The 20,393-nt window shown below is 65.0% G+C and carries 23 protein-coding genes; 7 read left to right on the forward strand and 16 right to left on the reverse strand.

What is annotated here, in order from left to right; all coding sequences use genetic code 11:
• Nucleotides 1-7: 7 nt before the first annotated feature.
• On the reverse strand, nt 8-679 hold the full coding sequence (locus TSA1_RS20725) for a response regulator (RefSeq protein ID WP_100177957.1): 672 nt from the start codon (nt 677-679) through the stop codon (nt 8-10).
• A gap of 338 nt (nt 680-1,017) precedes the next feature.
• Between TSA1_RS20725 and TSA1_RS20730 the strand changes: the two genes are divergently transcribed.
• Nucleotides 1,018-2,643, forward strand: a complete 1,626-nt coding sequence (locus tag TSA1_RS20730; protein ID WP_174718991.1) for an MFS transporter — start codon at nt 1,018-1,020, stop codon at nt 2,641-2,643.
• Nucleotides 2,644-2,825: 182 nt separating this feature from the next.
• On the opposite strand, the gene TSA1_RS20735 is transcribed toward TSA1_RS20730, so the two are convergent.
• From TSA1_RS20735 to TSA1_RS39790, 3 genes are all read right to left on the reverse strand, one after another.
• Nucleotides 2,826-3,305: a secondary thiamine-phosphate synthase enzyme YjbQ gene (locus tag TSA1_RS20735; protein ID WP_100181246.1), complete on the reverse strand. Its 480-nt coding sequence runs from the start codon at nt 3,303-3,305 to the stop codon at nt 2,826-2,828.
• Nucleotides 3,306-3,467: 162 nt separating this feature from the next.
• Nucleotides 3,468-3,986, reverse strand: coding sequence for a hypothetical protein (locus tag TSA1_RS20740; RefSeq protein ID WP_100181247.1), 519 nt, complete (start codon nt 3,984-3,986; stop codon nt 3,468-3,470).
• A gap of 42 nt (nt 3,987-4,028) precedes the next feature.
• On the reverse strand, nt 4,029-4,271 hold the full coding sequence (locus TSA1_RS39790) for a hypothetical protein (RefSeq protein ID WP_174718992.1): 243 nt from the start codon (nt 4,269-4,271) through the stop codon (nt 4,029-4,031).
• A gap of 75 nt (nt 4,272-4,346) precedes the next feature.
• Here TSA1_RS39790 and TSA1_RS20750 point away from each other — a divergent pair, with 75 nt between their 5' ends.
• From TSA1_RS20750 to TSA1_RS20770, 5 genes are all read left to right on the forward strand, one after another.
• Nucleotides 4,347-4,721 carry an AtpZ/AtpI family protein gene (locus TSA1_RS20750; protein ID WP_100177959.1) on the forward strand — a complete coding sequence of 125 codons (375 nt, stop codon included), beginning with the start codon at nt 4,347-4,349 and terminating at the stop codon, nt 4,719-4,721.
• Nucleotides 4,722-4,833: 112 nt separating this feature from the next.
• Complete coding sequence (locus TSA1_RS20755) at nt 4,834-5,583, forward strand: F0F1 ATP synthase subunit A (RefSeq protein ID WP_100177960.1); 750 nt, start codon at nt 4,834-4,836, stop codon at nt 5,581-5,583.
• Between the two features lie 53 nt (nt 5,584-5,636).
• Nucleotides 5,637-5,864, forward strand: coding sequence for a F0F1 ATP synthase subunit C (locus TSA1_RS20760; RefSeq protein ID WP_018643436.1), 228 nt, complete (start codon nt 5,637-5,639; stop codon nt 5,862-5,864).
• 61 nt (nt 5,865-5,925) lie between these two features.
• Nucleotides 5,926-6,492 (forward strand): F0F1 ATP synthase subunit B family protein, encoded by a 567-nt coding sequence (locus tag TSA1_RS20765; RefSeq protein WP_100177961.1) that lies wholly within the window; start codon nt 5,926-5,928, stop codon nt 6,490-6,492.
• A 5-nt stretch (nt 6,493-6,497) separates the two neighbouring features.
• On the forward strand, nt 6,498-6,983 hold the full coding sequence (locus tag TSA1_RS20770; protein ID WP_100177962.1) for a F0F1 ATP synthase subunit B family protein: 486 nt from the start codon (nt 6,498-6,500) through the stop codon (nt 6,981-6,983).
• 199 nt (nt 6,984-7,182) lie between these two features.
• On the opposite strand, the gene TSA1_RS20775 is transcribed toward TSA1_RS20770, so the two are convergent.
• From TSA1_RS20775 to TSA1_RS20795, 5 genes are all read right to left on the reverse strand, one after another.
• Nucleotides 7,183-7,833: a hypothetical protein gene (locus tag TSA1_RS20775; RefSeq protein WP_100177963.1), complete on the reverse strand. Its 651-nt coding sequence runs from the start codon at nt 7,831-7,833 to the stop codon at nt 7,183-7,185.
• Nucleotides 7,834-7,956: 123 nt separating this feature from the next.
• Nucleotides 7,957-8,544: a GNAT family N-acetyltransferase gene (locus TSA1_RS20780; RefSeq protein ID WP_100177964.1), complete on the reverse strand. Its 588-nt coding sequence runs from the start codon at nt 8,542-8,544 to the stop codon at nt 7,957-7,959.
• Nucleotides 8,545-8,583: 39 nt separating this feature from the next.
• Nucleotides 8,584-9,873 (reverse strand): M16 family metallopeptidase, encoded by a 1,290-nt coding sequence (locus TSA1_RS20785; RefSeq protein WP_100177965.1) that lies wholly within the window; start codon nt 9,871-9,873, stop codon nt 8,584-8,586.
• Complete coding sequence (gene thrC / locus TSA1_RS20790; protein ID WP_174718993.1) at nt 9,870-11,288, reverse strand: threonine synthase; 1,419 nt, start codon at nt 11,286-11,288, stop codon at nt 9,870-9,872. Before thrC ends, TSA1_RS20785 begins: the two co-directional genes overlap by 4 nt.
• Before the next feature lie 442 nt (nt 11,289-11,730).
• A complete protein-coding gene (locus TSA1_RS20795; RefSeq protein ID WP_100177967.1) occupies nt 11,731-12,375 on the reverse strand; it encodes a response regulator transcription factor in 645 nt (214 codons plus the stop codon).
• A gap of 85 nt (nt 12,376-12,460) precedes the next feature.
• On the opposite strand from TSA1_RS20795, the gene TSA1_RS20800 reads away from it, so the two are divergent.
• The gene (locus TSA1_RS20800; RefSeq protein WP_100177968.1) at nt 12,461-13,783 is read left to right on the forward strand and encodes an ATP-binding protein; all 1,323 of its coding nucleotides are present in this window, start codon (nt 12,461-12,463) and stop codon (nt 13,781-13,783) included.
• Here TSA1_RS20800 and TSA1_RS20805 read toward each other — a convergent pair.
• From TSA1_RS20805 to TSA1_RS20835, 7 genes are all read right to left on the reverse strand, one after another.
• The gene (locus TSA1_RS20805; protein ID WP_100177969.1) at nt 13,744-14,067 is read right to left on the reverse strand and encodes a DUF3325 family protein; all 324 of its coding nucleotides are present in this window, start codon (nt 14,065-14,067) and stop codon (nt 13,744-13,746) included. The two genes, TSA1_RS20800 and TSA1_RS20805, sit on opposite strands and share 40 nt — an antisense overlap.
• On the reverse strand, nt 14,064-15,608 hold the full coding sequence (locus TSA1_RS20810) for a PepSY-associated TM helix domain-containing protein (RefSeq protein WP_100177970.1): 1,545 nt from the start codon (nt 15,606-15,608) through the stop codon (nt 14,064-14,066). Before TSA1_RS20810 ends, TSA1_RS20805 begins: the two co-directional genes overlap by 4 nt.
• 5 nt (nt 15,609-15,613) lie before the next feature.
• Nucleotides 15,614-15,889, reverse strand: coding sequence for a hypothetical protein (locus TSA1_RS20815; protein ID WP_100177971.1), 276 nt, complete (start codon nt 15,887-15,889; stop codon nt 15,614-15,616).
• A gap of 32 nt (nt 15,890-15,921) precedes the next feature.
• On the reverse strand, nt 15,922-18,285 hold the full coding sequence (locus TSA1_RS20820; protein ID WP_100177972.1) for a TonB-dependent receptor: 2,364 nt from the start codon (nt 18,283-18,285) through the stop codon (nt 15,922-15,924).
• A gap of 387 nt (nt 18,286-18,672) precedes the next feature.
• On the reverse strand, nt 18,673-19,038 hold the full coding sequence (locus TSA1_RS20825; RefSeq protein ID WP_100177973.1) for a nuclear transport factor 2 family protein: 366 nt from the start codon (nt 19,036-19,038) through the stop codon (nt 18,673-18,675).
• A 200-nt stretch (nt 19,039-19,238) separates the two neighbouring features.
• Complete coding sequence (locus tag TSA1_RS20830; RefSeq protein ID WP_100177974.1) at nt 19,239-19,991, reverse strand: SURF1 family protein; 753 nt, start codon at nt 19,989-19,991, stop codon at nt 19,239-19,241.
• Nucleotides 19,988-20,389: a DUF983 domain-containing protein gene (locus TSA1_RS20835; RefSeq protein WP_100177975.1), complete on the reverse strand. Its 402-nt coding sequence runs from the start codon at nt 20,387-20,389 to the stop codon at nt 19,988-19,990. Before TSA1_RS20835 ends, TSA1_RS20830 begins: the two co-directional genes overlap by 4 nt.
• Nucleotides 20,390-20,393: the final 4 nt, after the last annotated feature.

Genomic DNA, 20,393 nt, shown 5'->3' on the forward strand with positions numbered 1-20,393 from the left:
ACTCCGTTCACCCCGTCGGCGTGCCCTGCTTCCACTGGCCGCCGGCGATCTTCGCCGCGGCGATCACGGCCTGGGTGCGGCTCTCCACGCCGAGCTTTTGCAGGATCGCCGAGACGTGCGCCTTGATGGTGGCCTCGGAGACGCCGAGCTCGTAGGCGATCTGCTTGTTGAGGAGGCCCTCCGACAGCATCATCAGGACCCGGACCTGCTGCGGCGTCAGCGTCACCAGACGGTCGCGCAGGCGCGTCATGTCGGGATCGGCGGCTGCCGACAAATCGGTGTCGTTGGGAACCCAGACGTCGCCTTCCATCACCTTGAGGATGGCATCGCGCAGCGTCTCGACGCCGAAACGCTTCGGAATGAAGCCGGACGCGCCGAAATCGAGCGAGCGGCGAATCGTCGCGCTGTCGTCTGACGCCGAGACGATCACCACCGGGATCGCCGGATATTGCGCGCGCAGATAGATCAGACCGGAAAAGCCGGAAATTCCAGGCATCGAGAGGTCGAGCAGGATCAGATCGACGTCCGAGGTCTGTTCCAGAAGCTTGGTCAGATCCTCGAACGATCCGGCTTCGTCGATTCGCGCGGAGGTCAGCACGCCCGCCACCGCCTGTCGCAGCGCGTCGCGGAACAGGGGATGGTCATCGGCAATGACGAGATGGGTCGAGGGAGCGTTCATCGTTCTCTTGCTGTCGTTCGCAGGCCGGCGGACCGATCCGAATGTCTCAATTCTTCCCCGAGCGGCCGTGGCATGCAAGTACACATTATCCCTTTGCCGCAAAGGGGTTAATCCCCAAGCCTCCGTGGCCTCGTGCCGGCGCATGATACCGGACGTCAGCTGCGCGTCAGTGCGCAAGGCCGAAAGTCGTATTGGGGCCGGTTTCACGGCGATGTTACTTTGGCAGCCAAGACCTGGGTTGATCCGGCGTGGCCGGACATCCGGGGCGCGAGGAAACGCATTTCGGGGAGCGACTCAACATGTCGACAATGGCTGTATCTCAAGCAGGCGCGGGAGGGATGACGAAGGACGAACGGTTCGTCATTCTCGCCTCCTCGCTCGGTACCGTCTTCGAGTGGTACGATTTCTACCTCTACGGCTCGCTGGCCAGCATCATCGGCGCGCAGTTCTTCTCGGCCTATCCGCCGGCAACCCGCGACATCTTCGCGCTGCTGGCGTTCGCAGCCGGCTTCCTGGTGCGTCCGTTCGGCGCGATCGTGTTCGGCCGCATCGGCGACATCGTCGGCCGCAAATACACCTTCCTCGTCACCATCCTGATCATGGGCCTGTCGACCTTCATCGTCGGCCTGCTGCCCAGCGCGGCCACCATCGGCATCGCGGCCCCGATCATCCTGATCGCGCTGCGCCTCGCCCAGGGCCTGGCGCTCGGCGGTGAATATGGCGGCGCGGCGACTTACGTCGCGGAGCACGCTCCGAACGGCAAGCGCGGCTACTACACCTCCTTCATCCAGACCACGGCGACGCTCGGCCTGTTCCTGTCGCTGCTGGTGATCCTGTTCACCCGCACCGCGACCGGCGAACCCGATTTCGCCGCCTGGGGCTGGCGCATCCCGTTCCTGGTCTCGGTGCTGCTGCTCGGCGTCTCGGTCTGGATCCGGCTTCGCCTCAACGAGTCCCCGATCTTCCAGAAGATGAAGGACGAGGGCAAGAGCTCGAAGGCGCCGCTCACGGAAGCCTTCGGCAACTGGCAGAACGGCAAGCTCGTGCTGCTCGCGCTGCTCGGCGGCGTGATGGGCCAGGGCGTGGTCTGGTACACCGGCCAGTTCTACGCGCTGTTCTTCCTGCAATCGATCCTGAAGGTCGACGGCTACACCGCCAACCTCTTGATCGCCTGGTCGCTGCTGCTCGGCACCGGCTTCTTCATCGTGTTCGGCATGCTGTCCGACAAGATCGGCCGCAAGCCGATCATCCTCGGCGGCTGCCTGATCGCGGCGCTGACCTTCTTCCCGATCTTCAAGATGATCACCACCAACGCCAACCCGGCGCTGGAAAAGGCGATCGAATCGGTCAAGGTCGAGGTGGTGGCCGATCCCGCGGGCTGCGGCGACCTGTTCAACCCGGTCGGCACCCGCGTCTTCAGCGCGCCTTGCGACACCGCACGTGCCTTCCTGTCGCAGTCGTCGGTCAAGTACTCGACCACGTCGGGTCCGGCCGGTTCGGGCGTGAAGGTGATGGTCAACGGCAAGGACGTCGCCTACGCCAACGCCAAGGACGGCAACCCGGCAGTGCTCGCCGCCGTGCTGGCCGCCGGCTATCCGAAGACCGGCGACGCCGGGATCGTGAAGATGGCGCATCCGTTCGACATCTTCCGTCCGCAGGTGGCGGCGATCATCGGGCTGTTGTTCGTGCTCGTGGTCTACGTCACCATGGTGTACGGCCCGATTGCAGCGATGCTGGTCGAACTGTTCCCGACCCGCATCCGCTACACCTCGATGTCGCTGCCCTACCACATCGGTAACGGCTGGTTCGGCGGCCTGCTGCCGGCGACCGCCTTCGCCATCGTGGCCTCGACCGGCGACATCTATGCCGGCCTCTGGTATCCGATCATCTTCGCCTCGATTACCGTCGTGATCGGCTTCTTCTTCCTGCCCGAGACCAAGGACGTCGACATCAAGGCGACCTGATCGAAAGCAGCGATCTCAACCAACACGAACCGGCCGCGGCTTCCCGCGGCCGGTTTTGTTTTGGCTAAAGCGCGATGCGATTGGGAAGAATCGCCATCGCGTTTCAGGTTATTGCGCATGAGCTTTTCGGAAAACCGCTGCGCACTTTGCGCTGACGCGGTCCTGCGGATCCGGATCATGCTTTAGCGCGACGCGCCGACGAATTGCAGCACGACCTCGCGGCGATGCGGACGGTTCCGATGCTCGATCAGATAAATGGCCTGCCAGGTCCCGAGTGCGAGCTTGCCGTCCAGGACCGGCACGTGGAGCGAAGTCCCCGTCAGCATGGTCTTGACGTGCGCCGGCATGTCGTCCGGCCCTTCGGTGTCGTGAGTCCAACCTGCATCCTCGTCGTCCGGCGCGAAGCGCGCCAGCGCCGCGGTGAGGTCGACCAGCACGGAAGGGTCGGCGTTCTCCTGGATGGTCAGCGACGCCGAGGTATGGCGGATAAACAGCGTCAGCGCGCCGTCGCGCGCGCGGACCTCGGCGACGAACTTCGCAGCCTCGCTGGTGAGATCGATGAAGCCGCAGCCCGGCGTCTGCACGGTCAGCAGCGACGACGCGATGGTGGTGGCTTGCACCGACGACGGCGCCGAGCGCGTGATGGATTTGGCTGATGTCATCATCAAAGGTCTCGCTGCATCGGACACTGCCGCAGGGTGGGCAAGGGCGCGAAGCGACCTGCCCACATCTTCTTTTCCGTCGTAGAGACATCGTGGGCACGGCGTAAGAACGCCTTTGCCCATCCTACGCCACCTCAACGCGTGGACGGCGCGAAGGGGTCCTCAAATCTTCCGCGACACGTCCTTCTGCACGCGGTTGGCCATGTCGATCAGCCGCCGCCAGGCCTTTTCCAGAAACGACATGACACGATCGACGTCCTGGTCGCTCGGCAGCGGGATCTCGATCTTGCGCTCGCCCTCGGCCACCTTGGGCTCGGCTTTCTTCAACGGGTCGGATTTCGGCAGCGCCTCGTCGATCTTGCCCGCCACCGTCGGCCCCGCCGCGAGCTGCCCTTTCAGCTTCTCGACCTCGGCCTGGAGCCTGCCGATCTCGGCGTCGAGTGCGGTCCGTTCGTCGGGAACGGCGTAGCAGGCCCAGCCGGCGCCGTTCTTGCTGCAGGTCGAAACCGTGCCCGTGCGCGTGTCGAGCCGCAGCACGCCCTCGGGAATCGGCGTCATGCTGTAGCGGCCGTTTTCGCCATCGGGCGCGGATTGTGCCGCCACGATGCCGCCGCTGACGGTCATCGCCGCGGCGAACGCCGCCGCCAGCCAGGATGTTGTGGATGATGTCACTGGTCTCATCGCGCTCTCCGCCACGACGTCGAGGTGGCACTCCCGCAAATTCTACACCCCGGCGAGGTGATCCGCCGCCCAAAACACCCGCCGGACATGAACGATCCAGCCATCCCCATTGATCCCGGCAGCGCGGCGAAATGGCGACCGTGTCAGCGGATCACGAGGCGAGCTGCTGCGGTGCGGCGTCACGCTGTGTGCAGCGCTGCCGTGCGCGCCGATATCATCAAACAAATCAATGACATAAGCGAAAGAGACGCAATCGTGACTTGGCTTGACTTGATTATGGGCCATCAGTATGGTCCGCGCGGCTTTTGAGGGTGGCGGGCGCAATTTCCATTCAGCCGCGGCGTTTCGGGTCTTCGTTGCATGACACAGGGCACGGGACACGGCGAGAATGGAGATCGCGATAGATCGTCCGAGGAAGCTGCGCTTTCCGAACGGCTCGGAAGTCTCGATCAGCGGTTGTCCGAATTTCGCGACCGCCGGATCAAGACCGAGCAACCCGCAGGTGACGGTGGAGACGGAGCGGCCAGAGCCTCGGCGATGGCGCTTGGTTTTCGGTTATCCTCCGAGTTGGTCGCCGGTGTCGCTGTCGGGGCGGGGATTGGCTGGGGGTTCGACCGCTTGCTGTCGACGTCGCCTTTCGGATTTATCGTGTTCCTGCTGCTCGGCTTCGTGGCCGGCGTGGTGAATGTGGTGAGATCGGCGGGCGCGGGTCAAAACAGGCGCGGTGGTTCTTAAGGCAATCCCACCAGGAGAGGAATGATCGTGCCGGTTCCGCCGGTACGGGCCGGCCCGGCCGGCAGACCGAGACCCGCCGGCATCGCCCGGCAGACCAAGAGATGCCGCGCCGATGAAAATCGATCCGATCCACCAGTTCAACATCGAGCCTCTCTTCACGATCGGCCATATCGGCAATCAGACGATCGCCTTCACCAATTCGTCGCTCTACATGCTGGTGGCAGTTGCGATCATCTCGCTCCTGATGCTCGCCAGCGGCACGCAGCTGGTTCCCGGGCGCCTGCAGTCGGTCGCCGAAATCTCCTACGAGTTCGTCGCCTCGACCATCCGTTCGACGGCCGGCTCGGAAGGCATGAAGTTCTTCCCGCTGATCTTCTCGCTGTTCATGTTCATCTGCGTCTCGAACCTGGTCGGCATCATTCCCTACACCTTCACGATCTCGAGCCATCTGATCGTCACCGCGGGGCTGGCGCTGCTGGTCTTCTTCACCGTGCTGATCTACGGCATCGCCAAGAACGGCGTGAAGTTCTTCAAGATTTTCGTTCCCCACGGCGTCCCCGGTTACGTCCTGCCGCTGGTCATGTTCATCGAGGTCCTGTCGTTCTTCCTGCGGCCGGTCTCGCACAGCATTCGTCTGTTCGCCAACATGCTGGCCGGCCACATCGCGCTGAAGGTGTTCGCGGGCTTCGTCGCCATGCTGGGCTTCTCGCTCGGCGCCATCGGCTGGGTCGGCGGCGTGCTGCCGCTGGCACTCACGGTCGCGCTCTACGCCCTCGAGATTCTGGTCGCGTTCCTGCAAGCCTATGTGTTTGCGATCCTGACCTGCATCTACCTCAACGACGCCATTCATCCGGGACACTGAGCGGTCCGGGGAATTTCCACCCACAACCCCATCTTTCTTCCAAGGAGTCTAAAATGGATCCGGCAGCAGCAAAACTTATCGGCGCGGGCATCGCGTGCATCGGCATGGGCGGTGCGGGCGTCGGCGTGGGCGTGATCTTCGGCAACTACCTCGCCGCAGCCGTCCGCAACCCGTCGGCCGCTCAGGGCCAGTTCGGCAACCTGATCTTCGGCTTCGCCGTGACCGAAGCGCTCGGCATCTTCTCGCTGCTGATCGCGCTGCTTCTGCTGTTCGTTTTCTAAAGAACGACTTCTTTCGCGCCGCTTCATCCGAAGCGGCGCGTGACAGCAACAGGAGTACTCCATGGCCGAGAGTCATGGCGGGGCAAAAGGTCCGGCGGCGGGCGCTCACACCGAAGCCGATGGCGGTCATCACGGCGGCGGTTTTCCGCCGTTCGAGAGCAGCACTTTTGCTTCGCAGCTGGTGTCGCTCGCGATCTTCTTCGTCCTGCTTTACGTGATCGTGTCCAAGCTCGCTCTGCCGAAGGTCGGTGGTGCGATCGAGGCGCGTCAGAACAAGATCGAGGGTGACCTCACTGAGGCGCAGAAGCTGAAGGATCAGTCCGAGGCGGCGCTGAAGGCCTATGAAAGCGAGCTCGCCTCGGCGCGCACGCGAGCACAGGCGATCGGCAACGAATCCCGCGACAAGGCGAATGCGCAGGCTGACGCCGAGCGCAAGGCGCTGGAAGAACAATTGGCGGCCAAGCTCGCCGAGGCGGAGAAGACCATCGCCTCGACCCGCGCCGCCGCCATGAGCAACGTCCGCGGCATCGCGGCCGATGCGGCAGGCCAGATCGTGCAGCAGCTCACCGGCGTCGTTCCGGATGCGGCCTCGGTCAATGCCGCCGTTGACGCGTCCTTGAAGGGTTAGTCGATATGTTCTTCGATCCGGAGACTTGGGTCGCCGTCGCCTTCGTGATCCTGATGGTCGTGTTCGGCTATCTCGGGGTCTTCAAGTCGGCGATGACCGCGCTCGATCATCGCGCCGCCCGCATCAAGGCCGAGCTCGACGACGCCCAGCGCCTCAAGCAGGAAGCGGCCAAGGTTCTCGCCGACTACAAGGCGCGCACCGCCTCGGCGGAACGCGAGGCCGCCGAGATCATCGCCAACGCCAGAGGCGAAGCCGAGCGCATCGCGACTGAGGCCAAGGCGAAGGTGGAAGACTTCGTCGCCCGCCGGACCAAGACCGCGGAGGGCAAGATCGCGCTCGCCGAGGCCCAGGCGCTGGCCGATGTCCGCGCCGCAGCCGCGGAAGCCGCCGTCCAGGCCGCCTCCACGATCCTGTCGCAGTCGGTCAAGGGCCAGGTGGCCGACGACCTGCTCGCCAAGGGCATCACCGAAGTCAGGCAGAAGCTGAACTGAGGGCGTCGCCCTCACCAATCAAAAAAGCCGGCGCGATGAGCGCCGGCTTTTTTTGTTGAAAGAACTTCGTGTCCCGGACGCGGCGCGGCATGAAATGACGCGACGCAGAGCCGGGACCCAGTGTGTCGCGGCATGGGCCCCGGCTCTGCAGCGCACCGCTGAAGAAGCGCTGCGCTGCGTCCGGGGCACGAGTCGTTCGCTACTTCTTCTTCCGCCCCTTCGGCTCGGGCGAGAGCGCCTGCGGGTCGAAGCCGACATAGAAGATGTAGTTGTCGGCGACCGCAGGCGGCGGCACCGGATAGGTCACATCCTCGACGACGAAGGTGAAGGGCACACTGCCGCCCTCGGTCATGTCGACCGTGGTCCGATAGGCCTTCGAAGCAATCACCTTCTCGCCGACGCCACCCTGCACGACGGCGATGCGCAGCGGCACCTCGACCGTGGCAGGCGCACCGGCAGGTCCGGCAATGACGCGGCCCTGAATGCCGATCCGGGCCGTGATGCCGCCGCTGCTGCGGGCACATTCGCGCGCCATCTTGGTGATCGTGGCCTGGAAGCGGATCTCATTGCCGACCGCCGGCTTGTTGCCGGCGCCGACCGCGTAGGTCGAGGCCCCCGCGCGCACCGTCACCTGCGGGCAATCGAGATCGTCTTCAGCCGGCTGGCCGGGCGCGGGCGGCGGCTTGGGCTGAGCCGGCTCGTCGGACTTGCCGCCGAACAGGTTCTTGAAACGGTCGGTCAGGGACTGGGCGGCCACCGGCGAAACCGCCGCGAACGACATCGACAATGCCAGCATGATCGCCGGCATCCGCCGCAGCACATTCTCCGATGACCGAAGCTGCTTCACCATCAAAGCCCGTACTCCAATGACACTTGTCCGGCCGATCACCGGCCGGAACATGCGGGTTATATCGCCAAAACCGGCGAACCCAAGGCAGCAAAAAGGGGGATTTGGCCGCACGAATGGGGCGGCTCAGCCGCGGAAATCCTCGTGCAAGAGGCCGAACAGCAAATGGTCCTGCCAGACCCCGTTGATGCAGAGGTAGCGGCGCGCCAGACCCTCGCGGGAGAAGCCGCATTTCTCCAGCACCCGGATCGAGGGCGCATTGGTGGGAATGCAGGCCGCCTCCACCCGGTGCAGGTTCAGCTCGCCGAACAACGTCGGCAGCAGCACCCGCAGCGCCGCCGTCATGTAGCCGCGATGCGCATGGGGCTGACCGATCCAGTAACCGATGGTGCCGGCCTGCACGATGCCGCGCCGGACATTGGCCAGCGTGATGCCGCCGACCATGGCGCCGTCGAGCTCGCGAAAGATCAGGAAGGGATAGGAGCGGTCCGCGGCGATATCCTCGGAATAGCGGCGCAGGCGACGACGGAAGCCGGAGCGCGTCAGGTCGTCCGAGGGCCAGATCGGCTCCCAGGGCGTCAGGTAGTCGCGGCTGGTTTCGCGCAAATGCGCCCATTGCAGGAAGTCCGACATCTGCGGTGCGCGCAAGAGCAGCCCGTTGCCGCGCGGCGCGAGGGCGGCGGGTCCACTGGACGGCAGACGAAAGAGGGCCATGGTGATGCTTTCCGGGGCAGATCGGCCCGTGTGCGGCTCCTAATGCAGCCGCGCCTTGGCACGTGCCCGGGTCAATCCTTCCGCAAAAGACACCGCCGTGTCCAGACCCCTGCCACTGCCTAATGCGACAACGGCAGGGCGACTGCGCGAAAGCAGTGCACGCGCCGCGTCCCGGGTCGATTCGACGCTGACGGCGTCGATCCGGCCAACCAGCTCCTCGACCGTCTGCGGCCGCCCATAGGCGAGAACATGCCGGGCGAGCTGCTCGGCGCGGGACGAACAGCTCTCCAGCGCCATCAGCAGGCCCGCCTTCATCTGCGCCTTGGCCCGTGCGATCTCGGCCTCGGTCAGCGTTTCCACCGACTCATTCATGATGTCGATCACGACCTCCATCATCTCCGGCGCATCGGCCGGATCGGTGCCGGTGTAGAGGCCGAAGAAGCCGGTATCGGTATAGGGCGCGTGGAACGAGTAGATCGAGTAACAGAGACCGCGCTTCTCGCGCACCTCCTGGAACAGGCGCGACGACATTCCGCCGCCGAGGATGTTGGTGAAGACCTGGAGCGAGAACAGCGACGCATCGGCCTGCGGCACGCCTTCCAGCGCCAGCGTCAGATGCGCCTGTTCCAGCTCGCGATGCACCACCTTGGCGCCGCCCTTGCCGAATTGAGCGGTTTGCGGCTTCGGGCCCGGCGCCGCCTCGAAACTCGCAAAGCGCTTCTCGGCCTCGGCGACCACTTGGCCGTGATCGACCGCGCCGGCCGCCGCCACCACCATGTCGGGCCCGCGATAATGCGTGGACAGATAGCCGCGCAGCATGTCGCGGTTGAAGCTGCGCAGCGTCTTGGCCGTGCCGAGCAGCGAGCGGCCCATCGGCTGGTCGGGATAGCAGAGCTCGTTGAGATGCTCGAACACGACGTCGTCGGGCGTGTCCTGCGCCGCCCCGATCTCCTGCACGATGACGTTCTTCTCGCGCTCCAGCTCGTCCGGCTCGAAGGCGGGATTGGCCAGGATGTCGGCGAGCACGTCGAGCGCGAGCGGCACGTCGGCCTTCAGCACCCGCGCGTAATAGGACGTCGTCTCGGTCGAGGTGCCGGCATTGAGGTCGCCGCCGACCGCCTCGATCTCCTCGACGATCTCGCGCGAGGAGCGCTTCGTCGTGCCCTTGAACGCCATGTGCTCGAGCAGATGCGAGATGCCGTGCTCGTTCGGCTTCTCGTCGCGCCCGCCGACGCCGGCCCAGACGCCGAGCGCGGCGGTCTCCAGATGAGGCATCTTGTCGGTGACGACGGTCAGGCCGGAGGCAAGCTTGGAAATCTCGACACTCATCCGGCAACTCCCTGCTTTGCGGCGCGGCTGACCGACAACACGAACCGCTCGAGCTCGGCCTGATCGTTCTTCATCACCTTCATGTGTTCGGATTTGGTCATCAACCCGTCGAGCCAGGCCGGCAGTTGCGGCCGCTGGCCGCAGGCCGCTTCGACAGCGTCGGGGAATTTGGCCGGATGGGCGGTCGAGAGCACGATGCTCGGAACCCGCGTGTCGGTGGTGTCGCGGTCGGCGACAGCGAGCGCCACCGCCGTATGGGGATCGACCAGCTCGCCCGCCTCGCGCCAGCCGGCGCGGATCGCTGCCGCAGTCTCGGTCTCGTCGGCGCGACCGGCGTCGAACTCCTCGCGGATGGCCGCCAGCGTCGCATCGGGCAGCACGAAACGTCCGGACTGCTTCAGCGAATCCATCAGACGGCGCACGCCCGCCGCATCGCGCCGGCCGGCCTCGAACAGCAGCCGTTCGAAATTCGACGAGATCTGGATGTCCATCGAGGGCGACGCCGTCGCATGCACCTCGCGCACCTCGTAGATCCCGGTCTTCAGGGTGCGCGCCAGGATGTCGTTGACGTTGGCGGCGATGCGCAGGGTTCGCACCGGCAGTCCCATGCGCTTGGCGACGTAGCCGGCGAAGATGTCGCCGAAATTGCCGGTCGGGACCACGAAATCCACCGCGCGCGCCGGCGCGCCGACGGCAACGGCGGAGGTGAAATAGTAGACCACCTGGGCGACGATGCGCGCCCAGTTGATGGAATTGACGCCGGAGAGCGAGGTCGCGTCGCGGAAGCGATGGTTGTTGAACATGCCCTTCACCAGCGCCTGGCAATCGTCGAAATTGCCCTCGATGGCGAGCGCATGGACATTGGCCGCGCCCGTCGTCGTCATCATCCGCCTCTGCACCTCGGAGATGCGGCCGTGCGGGAACAGCACGATGAGATCGACATTCTCGAGGCCGGCGAAGGCTTCCACGGCGGCGCCGCCGGTATCGCCCGACGTCGCGACCACGATGGTGGTGCGCTGACCGCGCTTGGCGAGCACGTGGTCCATCAGCCGCGAAATCAGCTGCATCGCCACGTCCTTGAAGGCGAGCGTCGGGCCGTGGAACAGCTCCAGCACGAACTGGTGCGGCGACATCTGGCGCAGCGGCACCACGGCGGGATGGCGGAAGGTGGCATAGGCCTCGTTCGCCATGCGGCCGAGCTCGGCGTCGGAGATCTCACCGCCGACAAAGGGACGGATCACGTCGACCGCGACCTCCCAATAGGGGCGACCGAAGAAGCCGGCGATGGCATCAGTGGAGAGTTGCGGCCAGACGGTCGGCACATACAGGCCGCCGTCGCGGGCAAGCCCGGTCAGCATCACGTCGCAGAAGCCGAGTTCGGGGGCCTCGCCCCGGGTCGAGATATAACGAGTCAAACTGCCCTCCAAAGGCCGACCGGCCTGAGCCGCTCGTTAAGCCTTTGATTCTGTGAAACTACTTGCTAACAGCCAGAGGCTTTGGGCCACCATAAAGTGTTTTGCGGCATCGGGAAACCGCTTCCCGCCCCCACCCCGCCCAACGAAAAAGGGCTGCGGCGATGCCGCAGCCCCTCTCTTGGAAGGTCTGTCGTTGATATGTGCAGACCGGTTTGCCTCGTCCGGGTCGCCCGACCCGTCAAAACTGATCGCGCAACCTTTCGTCGCCTGTCACGAAACCGTCAAGGGCGAAAACGAGATATGCGAGAGAATGTTCCTATTTTTCCCGATCGAAGTTCGGCGCCGACAAGGACAGCCAGGCCGCAGCACGCCTGCGCGTTGCCGTCATTTCCCGAATTCCGGGACATCTCGGGGGCAAATCAATGCCGGGTCCCCCGGACCATCAATTCATCCCGATTTCCACCGCGATCCTGATCAGGTCGGAATGGTTCTTGGCTCCCAACTTCTGCTTGAGCAAGGACGTGGTGTTGGCGACCGTCTTGTAGGAAATGCCGAGTGCCTCGGCCACTTCCACGATCTTGTCGCCGCGTCCGAGCAAACGGAGAATCTCGAGCTCCCGTGGCGTCATCTGCGAGGCAGGGTTGGCCTTGATGGCCGCGCCGGAAAACGTCACGGCTTCCGCGAGCTGCGGGGAGATGAAATTGTCGCCCGCCACCACCTTGCGCACCGCCTTGAGCAGGATCCGGGGATCGTCGCCCTTGGAGACATAGCCCTGCGCCCCAAGCTCGACTGCCCGCACCACGAAGGCCGGGTCGTCGTTCATGCTGAACATGATGATCTTGGCGCCGGGGTCGTCCTTGCGGATGCGCCGCATCAGCTCGAAACCGGAGACGTCGGGCAGGCTGATGTCGATCACGGTGACGTCGGGCCGCTTGCTGACATAGGCGCGATGCCCGGATTTGGCGTCGGACGCCTCGTCGATACGGATCGAATGATCCGCCGCGAACAGGGTGCGGCAACCGGACAGCACCACGGGATGGTCGTCGACAATCAGAACCCGGGTCCCGGGTTTGGCGGTATCTTGCATCGCGCGCTCTCTTGTTTTTCAACTCATAGACCGGCGGGAACAAATGGAAAGAGTAATTCCGCCGGTGCGCGTTAGAATTGTCCCAATGTGGCAACGACTCTCGTTCAGAACGCAACTGTTTGTTCCACTCGGCGCGAGCTTTCTCGCAGCGCTGATCCTCGCCGGCGTGCTGCTCCAGATATTCGCGAGCGGTCAGCTGGCCGACGAGAATGAGCCCGCCCGACGTTCGACCCGCACGATCGCCGCCGCACTCAACAACACTTTGAGCGCCGCGGACAATCCTCGGAAGACGCTCGACGCCTTCATCCAATCCTTGACCACCTCTTCCGACATTCAATTCCGCTCCGCGGAAGGCGCTCCTGCGCCTTCGCCACAGGACCGCATTCACAACCTAAAAGGGGTACCGCAGTGGTTCATAAACCTGATCATGGTACCCGACACGGACACTGCAGCCCCGGTGCTGATCGATGGCAGACGTATCGGCGATATCGTGTTCCTGCCAGACCTGTCCGCCGACGTGTTCGAGAAGTGGATCGGCTTCCTGGCGCTGACCAGCCTCGTCGCCGTGCTGACGGTGCTCACCGGAATCATCGCCTATGTCTTCGCGGGATCGGCACTGCGCCCCCTGCAGCATCTCGGCGAAGGCCTGACGCGGATGCGGCGTGGCGATTACACGAAGCCGATCCCGGTCGGAGGGCCGCCGGAGATTCGGCAGAGCTGTGCGGAGGCGAACGCACTGGCTGCAACGCTTGCGCAATTGAGCCAGGACAATCGCGATCTGATGCATCGCCTGGTGTCGCTCCAGGACGACGAGCGGCGTGATCTCGCCCGCGAATTGCACGACGAGCTCGGACCGCTGCTGTTCAGCATCCGCGCCGGCACGATCGCGCTGATCGACGCCGCGCCGCAGGCAGGAAATTTCAGCAATTCGGCCGAGGAGCTGCTGCAATCGGTCGAAGCGCTCCAACAGACCAACCGCCGCATCCTCGACCGGCTGCGACCGCTCTACATCGAGGAACTGGGCCTTTCGACCAGCGTGCAGACGCTGCTCCAGAGCTATCGCAAGCAGGCACCGCATATCGTCCTGACGGACACGATCGATCCGGATCTGAACGTGATCGACGGGCCGTTGGCCCGGACCGTCTACCGGGTGGTCCAGGAAGCTCTCACCAACGTGCTGCGTCATGCCGGCGCGCACCAGGCCCACGTGCAGGTGACCGTCATCGGCGAGACGCTCGACATAGAGATCTCCGACGACGGCGCCGGATTTCCTGCCGACAACGTCTTCGGCCGGGGCCTCACCGGCATGCACGAGCGCGTGCGGGCGCTGAGCGGATCGCTGTCGCTTTTGCGCGTTGATGAGCGAACTTACGTGCGCTGCCGCCTGCCCGTGACGGAATCCGCCTGAGGCCGACGCGCAGATACCCATCGGGGCAGCCAGGCCAGGATCAACGCCACGAGCATCGCGCTGACGCTCAACAGGCAGACCCAGCTCAGCACCGCAAAGGCCGCACTGTCGGAGCGCGCCATGACCGCCAGAGCGGCCAGCAGCAGCGCCACGCCCACGCCTCGGATCGCCTTCCTGAGCGGCCCGGACAGATGCCCACCGTGAAAGACCCGGCCGTACTGCTTGGGCTGACTGCCGGCGATCAGGCTCCACCCCGCCATGAGCAGCGCGAACGCAACGATCACGCGCGCGCCTCCCGGGCCGCCCGCTCGGGCGGCCGTTCTCCGGCCAGTCGACGCGCCACCAGCGCCGCGACGACCGCCGTCAGCAGCAGCATGGCGTCGATGCCGGCTACCGGCCACGAATGACGATGCGCCACCGCCTTGAGCAGATGATCTCCCGTCGTCAGGGCGTTGAGCAGAACGGCTGAGGCGGCCAGCACGGCGACGACCATGCATTGGCCGGCCCAGGCCTTGCGGCCGGCGACCCAGGCGTGCAGCAAGGTGGCCAACCATGCGAGATGAAAGACGATGATCTCGATCGCGATCCGATCTAGGCCGAGGACCGTCACGCCGAGCGGCAGGACACGATTGGATATCATGTAGCAACAGGTCGCAATCAATATGCCGGTGACGCTCGCGACCGTCACCGCCTCGACGATTCCAGCGCCGGAGCGACCGAGCCTGCGGTGCCGCTCGCGCCGCGATTCCACCCAGAACAACAGGCCGGTGGCGATCAGCACGCATCCGGCGAGGCCAAGCCCGAAATACAGCCACCGCAACGTCCAGTGCCTGAACTGGATGAAATGCAGGCCAGCGATGAAGCGCTGCACCACGGCCGCCGGCTTTTCGGGCTTGCTGGCCGCGAGCAGGTCGCCGCTGACGCCGTCGATATAGGCGACGGCCGAGATGTTGCCGACGACATCCTCGGAGGCGCGGTTGGCCTGGACATAGACGGTGGCGTCGCCGGGATTGAAGACGTAGAGATAGTTGGGTTCGCCCTGCCCCCATGATGCCTTTGCCCTGGCGACGATCGCATCGAACGAGATCAGGTCGGCGGCCTGCTTGGCCGGCGGCCGCGCATAGGAGCCGTAGGCCTCGCGGCCGAACAGGCGCGCATCCTTGCCGTAGACCGCCCAGATGCTGCTGGGAAAGTAGATCGCGAACAGGATCACGAGGCCCGACAGGCTGATCACGACGTGAAACGGCAGGCCGAGCACGCCCGCGACATTGTGCAGATCGAGCGTGGCACGGCCGACCTTGCGCTCGGGCCGGAACGTGAAGAAGTCGGCGAAGATCTTGCGGTGGATGACGACGCCCGACACGCACAGCGCCATCATCATCATGCCGCAAAGACCGACGATCCAGTAGCCGACACCGAACATTTTCAGGTTCAGTGTGTAGTGGAACGGATAGATGAAGCGGGAGGCGGCCAGCGTGCCCTGATCCGGCAGTTCGGCGCCCGTCGACGGATCGAACAGGCGCTGGGTGAAGGAGCCGTCGGCATTGCGCCACAGCGCCGTGACGACCGGATTGCGCTCGTTCGGCACCAGCAGCAGCACGGCCGGCGCCTTGGCCGCCACGCCCGCCAGGTAGGCCGGGCGCATGGTCTCGTAGGAAAACGCCGCCGGCATGGCCAGCCGCGTCGCCGGCATCATCCAGCGGTCGATCTCCTTGTCGAACACCGACAGGGTCCCCATCCAGAAGATCGCGAACAAGAGCGAGCCCAGCACCACGCCCGACCAGGTGTGGAGCCAGTTCATCGATGCGCGGAAGCCTACTTGCATGCGCGCTACACCGGAGCCCGGGCGAGCAGCAAGACGACCGCGTAGCTCAGCCCCGAGACCGCGCCGAGGCCGAGCGCGACACGCAGCAAAGCGGGATCGGCGAACGACCAGATGATGACGGCGAGATAGATCACGAACCCGAGCATGGACGTCAATGTGGCGGCTTCGCTGCGCTCCATGCCGCCCGCGGCGACGGCGATGCCGGCGAGCGCGGCGATGATCGCCGATGTCCCGACATAGCCGCCGACGATGGCGAGCATGGTTCTGGCGAAGGTCTTCATGTGTTGCCGGCCTGCTGCGAATCCCCGCAATGTCAAAAGTTGAAAGTGGTCGAGACCAGATAGGTCCGGGGTGCCGCCAGCGTGATCACGCCGCTATAGGCGGAGGCCCAATAGGCCTTGTTGAAGACGTTCTCGATGCTGCCGCGGACCACGATGGGCTTGCCGTTCCACGGCGAGGTGAAGGTGTAGCGCGCGCCGAGGTCGACCCGGGTCCATTCCGGAATCGTCAACGTGTTGGCGACGTCGACATATTGCCAGCTGGTATAGACGACGCGCCCGGTGAGGGTGAAATCACGGAGGAAGGGCGTATCCCATTCCGCGCCGATATTGGCTGTCACGCCCGGCACGCCGACCGCATCCTTGCCGTTGTTCGAGGCCAGCGCCGCCTGCTCCTGCACGCCATGGATCATGGCGACGCCGCCGAGCAGCCTGATCGCCGGCGTGACCTCGCCGAACACGTTGAGCTCGATGCCGCGATTGCGCTGGCGTCCGTTGAGCCGCTGCTCCGTTCCGCCCGGCACGGCAACGGAGATGATGCTCGGCTGCGAGATATCGAACCCGCTCAGGGTCGTGGTGATGCGCCCGGCATCGATCTTGATTCCGGCCTCGATCTGCTTGGTCTGGCCGGGCGGGAACACCGTCCCGCGGTTCAGGAACGTGCCGCCGACGACGGCCGGCGTTTGCAGACCTTCGATGTAGTTCGCGTAGAGCGAGATGTGTTCGATCGGCTTGACCACAACGGCGTAGGCCGGCGTCCACACCGAGGTGTCCTGCTCGCCGCGCGAAGAGGACGGGGTGAGGTAGTTCGTCACCGAGCTTCCCGCGGTCTGGCGCCTCACGCCGACAGTGAACTGAAGCCGCTTGTCCCACATCGACATCGTATCGGAGACGCCGACGCTCCAGAGGTCGACGTTCGTGGTCTGGTTGCCGGAGACCGTGTTGAAGGTCGGCTGCGCGATGTTGGTCGGTTCGGAGTAGAGATTCCAGTAGATCGCACCCGAGGACGGAGTCAGAAAGCGCTGGTTGTAGGTCCGGTCGGTGATTGAATAGCCGACATTCACCGCATGATTGACCGGCCCCAGATCGGCATTGATGCGGACGCCAGCTTCACCGGCGAGCGTTTCGTAGGTTTCCTTCCCCATGCCCGGCGTAGCTCGCAAGCCGCCGAGTTGAAAGGTGGCTGGCGTTGCTGGCGTCGCGGCCAGCACACCTGGAATGGCGTTGCTGATGATCGGCGAGGGATAAGCGTAGTTGATGTTGCTGTCGTGGTAGCCGAAACCGGCATACGCCGTGATCCAGTCCGTGATGTCGACCTCGCCCTTGACGGTCGAGAAGAAGTCGGTCGGATGATAGTAGGCCCAGGGGACCTGAAAGTTCGTTCCGGCCTTGGGCGGCGAGGGGATCGGGGTCGAGCCGACCGAGAAGAAGCGCTGCGGCGGGTCGAGCACGTCGGCCTGGTAGCCGATGTCGACCGCGGCCCGCACCGTATCGCCGCGATAGTCGAGCCCGAGCGCGACGTTGCCGAACTCGTCGTTCTGGCGATTCCACGGCGTATTGCCGTTGGAATAGGTGCTGTTGAGGCGGACACCCCATTCCTTGTGCTCACCATAGCGCCGGCTGACGTCGATCTGCTGGCCGAACTGCGATTTCGACACATAGGTCGCGGTGAGCTGGGTGATGTCGACGTCGGCCGCATGCTTGGTGACCAGATTGACGCTGCCGCCGACCGCGCCGGCGCTCGAGGCGCCGGTGCCGCCGACCGTCATGCCGTTGAGCACCGCGCTCGGCCCCTTCAGCACTTCGACACGCTCGATGAAATTGGCGCCGGTCGAGTAGTAGGGCGCGATGCCGGAGAGGCCGTTCAGCGCATAGTCGCCGCTGTCGTAATAGAAGCCGCGGATGAAAAGGCCATCGGCGCCGCCGCCGGCGGCCTGGATGACGCGCACGGAGGGATCGTTGATCAGCACGTCGCGGATGGTTCGCGCCTGCTGGTTCTGGATCAGCTCGGCAGTGTAGCTGGTCTGGTTGAAGGGCGCGTCCATCACGCCGCGGTTGCCGAGCAGGCCGAGACCGCCGCCGCTCGCGACTTGTCCGCCGGCGTAGGGCGGGGGCAGCGCTCCGAGCGTGCCGGTGGCCGGCGTCACGTAGGGCACGGGAGCTGCGCGTTGCACGGATTGCGCGGCCTGTCGCTGCTGCGACCGTCCGGACGATGCTTGCGAGCGGCGGACCACAGGGCGCGGCTTCGATGCAGCAGGCGCTTCCACCGTCACCGCAGGCAGGTTCGTCTGCGCATGCGCCGATCGCGTCGAAGAAAGAGCGAATGAGAGAGCGATGAAGCTGACAGCTCCGAGAGAAACAGCGCGGACCGAACCGCCCGACGCAAACGCGAATTCCATAGTGCACCCCAACGCTGCCAACCGGGCAGCCCCGAGCGCTCACCTAACATGGTCATCTCACGGCGTAGAGCACCTCAAACCTGGAACTTGTCTAAGCTGCGGCTCGCATGCAGCGCCTATCGTCGCGTGCGAACAGAAGCGGGAAAGACGCGCAACATCGCGCGGAAAGAGATGCAAGAATTCAAGGAAAATCACGCAGCGCCTGCGACGAAAAGATGAAGACGCTGCAATTCAAATCGGTTGCCGGGCGCCGGCGATCCGTCCATTCGCATCGCTCGCCAAGCGCAGCGTTGGACGAATTCAGTTCCGACTCGAGATGTTCTGGGAGGGCGCGATGCACTGATGCGAAGATCGCCACGCATGACGCAGGGGGCGCCACGCAGCTTCTCAGCACGCGCAGCTCATCTGCCCGGTTTGCGGAGCCGGTTCGCACAGCGTGCTGCGGATCTTGCCGTCCGGGCTGAAGCGGAACGAGGCCTGTATGCGCAGCGCACCGGCGACGGAATATTCGAGATGGACACCGTGGGGCGCGGGATGGATTTCTTCCAGCCCGAACCCCGCCGACGAGAAGGCGCTGAGCCGCGGCTGCCAATAGGCCTCGATCTCGCTGCGGCCGCGATAGCGCCGGGCACCGTTGCAGGTGCATTCGAGCTGCGCGTCGTCGGCATAGAGGTCGAGCAGGGCTGCGAGGTCGCCCTTGCGGCAGGCATCCACCCAGTCGACGATAATTCCCATCTGATCGAAATCGCTCACGCTGCAATCCTGTCTGCCGCGGACAATACCGGCCGGGCTTAGAACCACACTCGTGAATATGCGCTGAATAATAAACCCCGGGCGATACCGGGTTCCATCGACAGACATCTCAAGCGCGGTGCGGCCAGGATTGCTCGTCATGGCGCCGCAGGCACTCTCCGGAAACGCGACGCGCTGATCCGGATCATGCCCTGATGCGCTCAACTCTGCCGCCGGCCTCTTGCCCACACCGCGAAGGCGATCAGCACGGCGCCCGCGAGCATGAACCAGGTGACGGCGTATTGCAGATGATCGTCCTTCAGGTGCACGTCGAGCGGCCCCGGGCGCGGAATGCCGTTCTCGGGCGCGGGCTGCTCGAGGTCGAGATAGAACGGCGCCACCGCGCCCCAGCCGAGCGCGCTGGCGATGGCCGGATGATCGCGCACGAACCAGAGCCGCTTGTCGCGGTTCTCCGCCGGCGTCAGCCAGCCGGCCGCCTCGGGAAAGCGCAGATAGCCGGTGAGCGCGACCGGCTGCCCGGTGATGAGCTTCCTCACCGCGCGATCCTCGACGCTGCGGTCCTGCATCGAGTTCTCGACGAAGCCGGCATCGATCACGACCGTCTCGCCGCTCGGAAGCCGCGCCGGCAGGAACGCCCAGGTGCCGGGGCCTGATGCGTCCTTGCGCACCGCGGAGCCCGAGGAATAGACCATCGCATCCGGCAGGGCTGCGTAGGTCGCGGTGAAGCTGACGCGGCGGAATTCGTCGCGCGCGGGATTGAGCTCGGCCCACATGGTCGGCGGCGGCAGCGCGACCGGCGCTGCGGCGAGGCGCTCGGTAAGTGCCGCGACCAGCGCGTGCTTGGCGGTCCGCCGCTGCAATTGCCAGAAGCCGAGCGCGAGGAAGACGGCCGTCAGGAACAGCGTGAACAGTGCGAAGCCGGCCACGCGAGGCTTGCGTGCAGGCTCTTTCATTTCGCGCGGTCGACCAACCGGCCCGGCGCCGCCTTGTGGTGGAATTGCAGCGCGATCAGGAGCGACTTCATCGCACGCAGCGGCAGGAGCGTGGTGGCCAGGATCAGCGGCAACCACAGCACCGCATGCAGCCAGTACGGCGGCTGGTATTTGACCTCGACGATCAGCGCGGCCGCGACGACGATGCCGCCGGCCAGCATGATGATGAAGATCGCCGGACCGTCGCCGGTGTCGATGAAGGCGTAGTCGAGGCCGCAGCGGTCGCAGGCGGGTGCGAGCGTCAGGAAGCCTGCGTAGAGCTTGCCCTGGCCGCAGCGCGGGCATCTGCAGGCAAGCCCGCGCAGCGCGCTCTGCAGGACGGTGGTCTCGGGCTCGGGTTTACCGGCGGTGTCGTTCATGATG

Source organism: Bradyrhizobium nitroreducens, from assembly GCF_002776695.1.
Taxonomy (GTDB): Bacteria; Pseudomonadota; Alphaproteobacteria; order Rhizobiales; family Xanthobacteraceae; genus Bradyrhizobium; species Bradyrhizobium nitroreducens.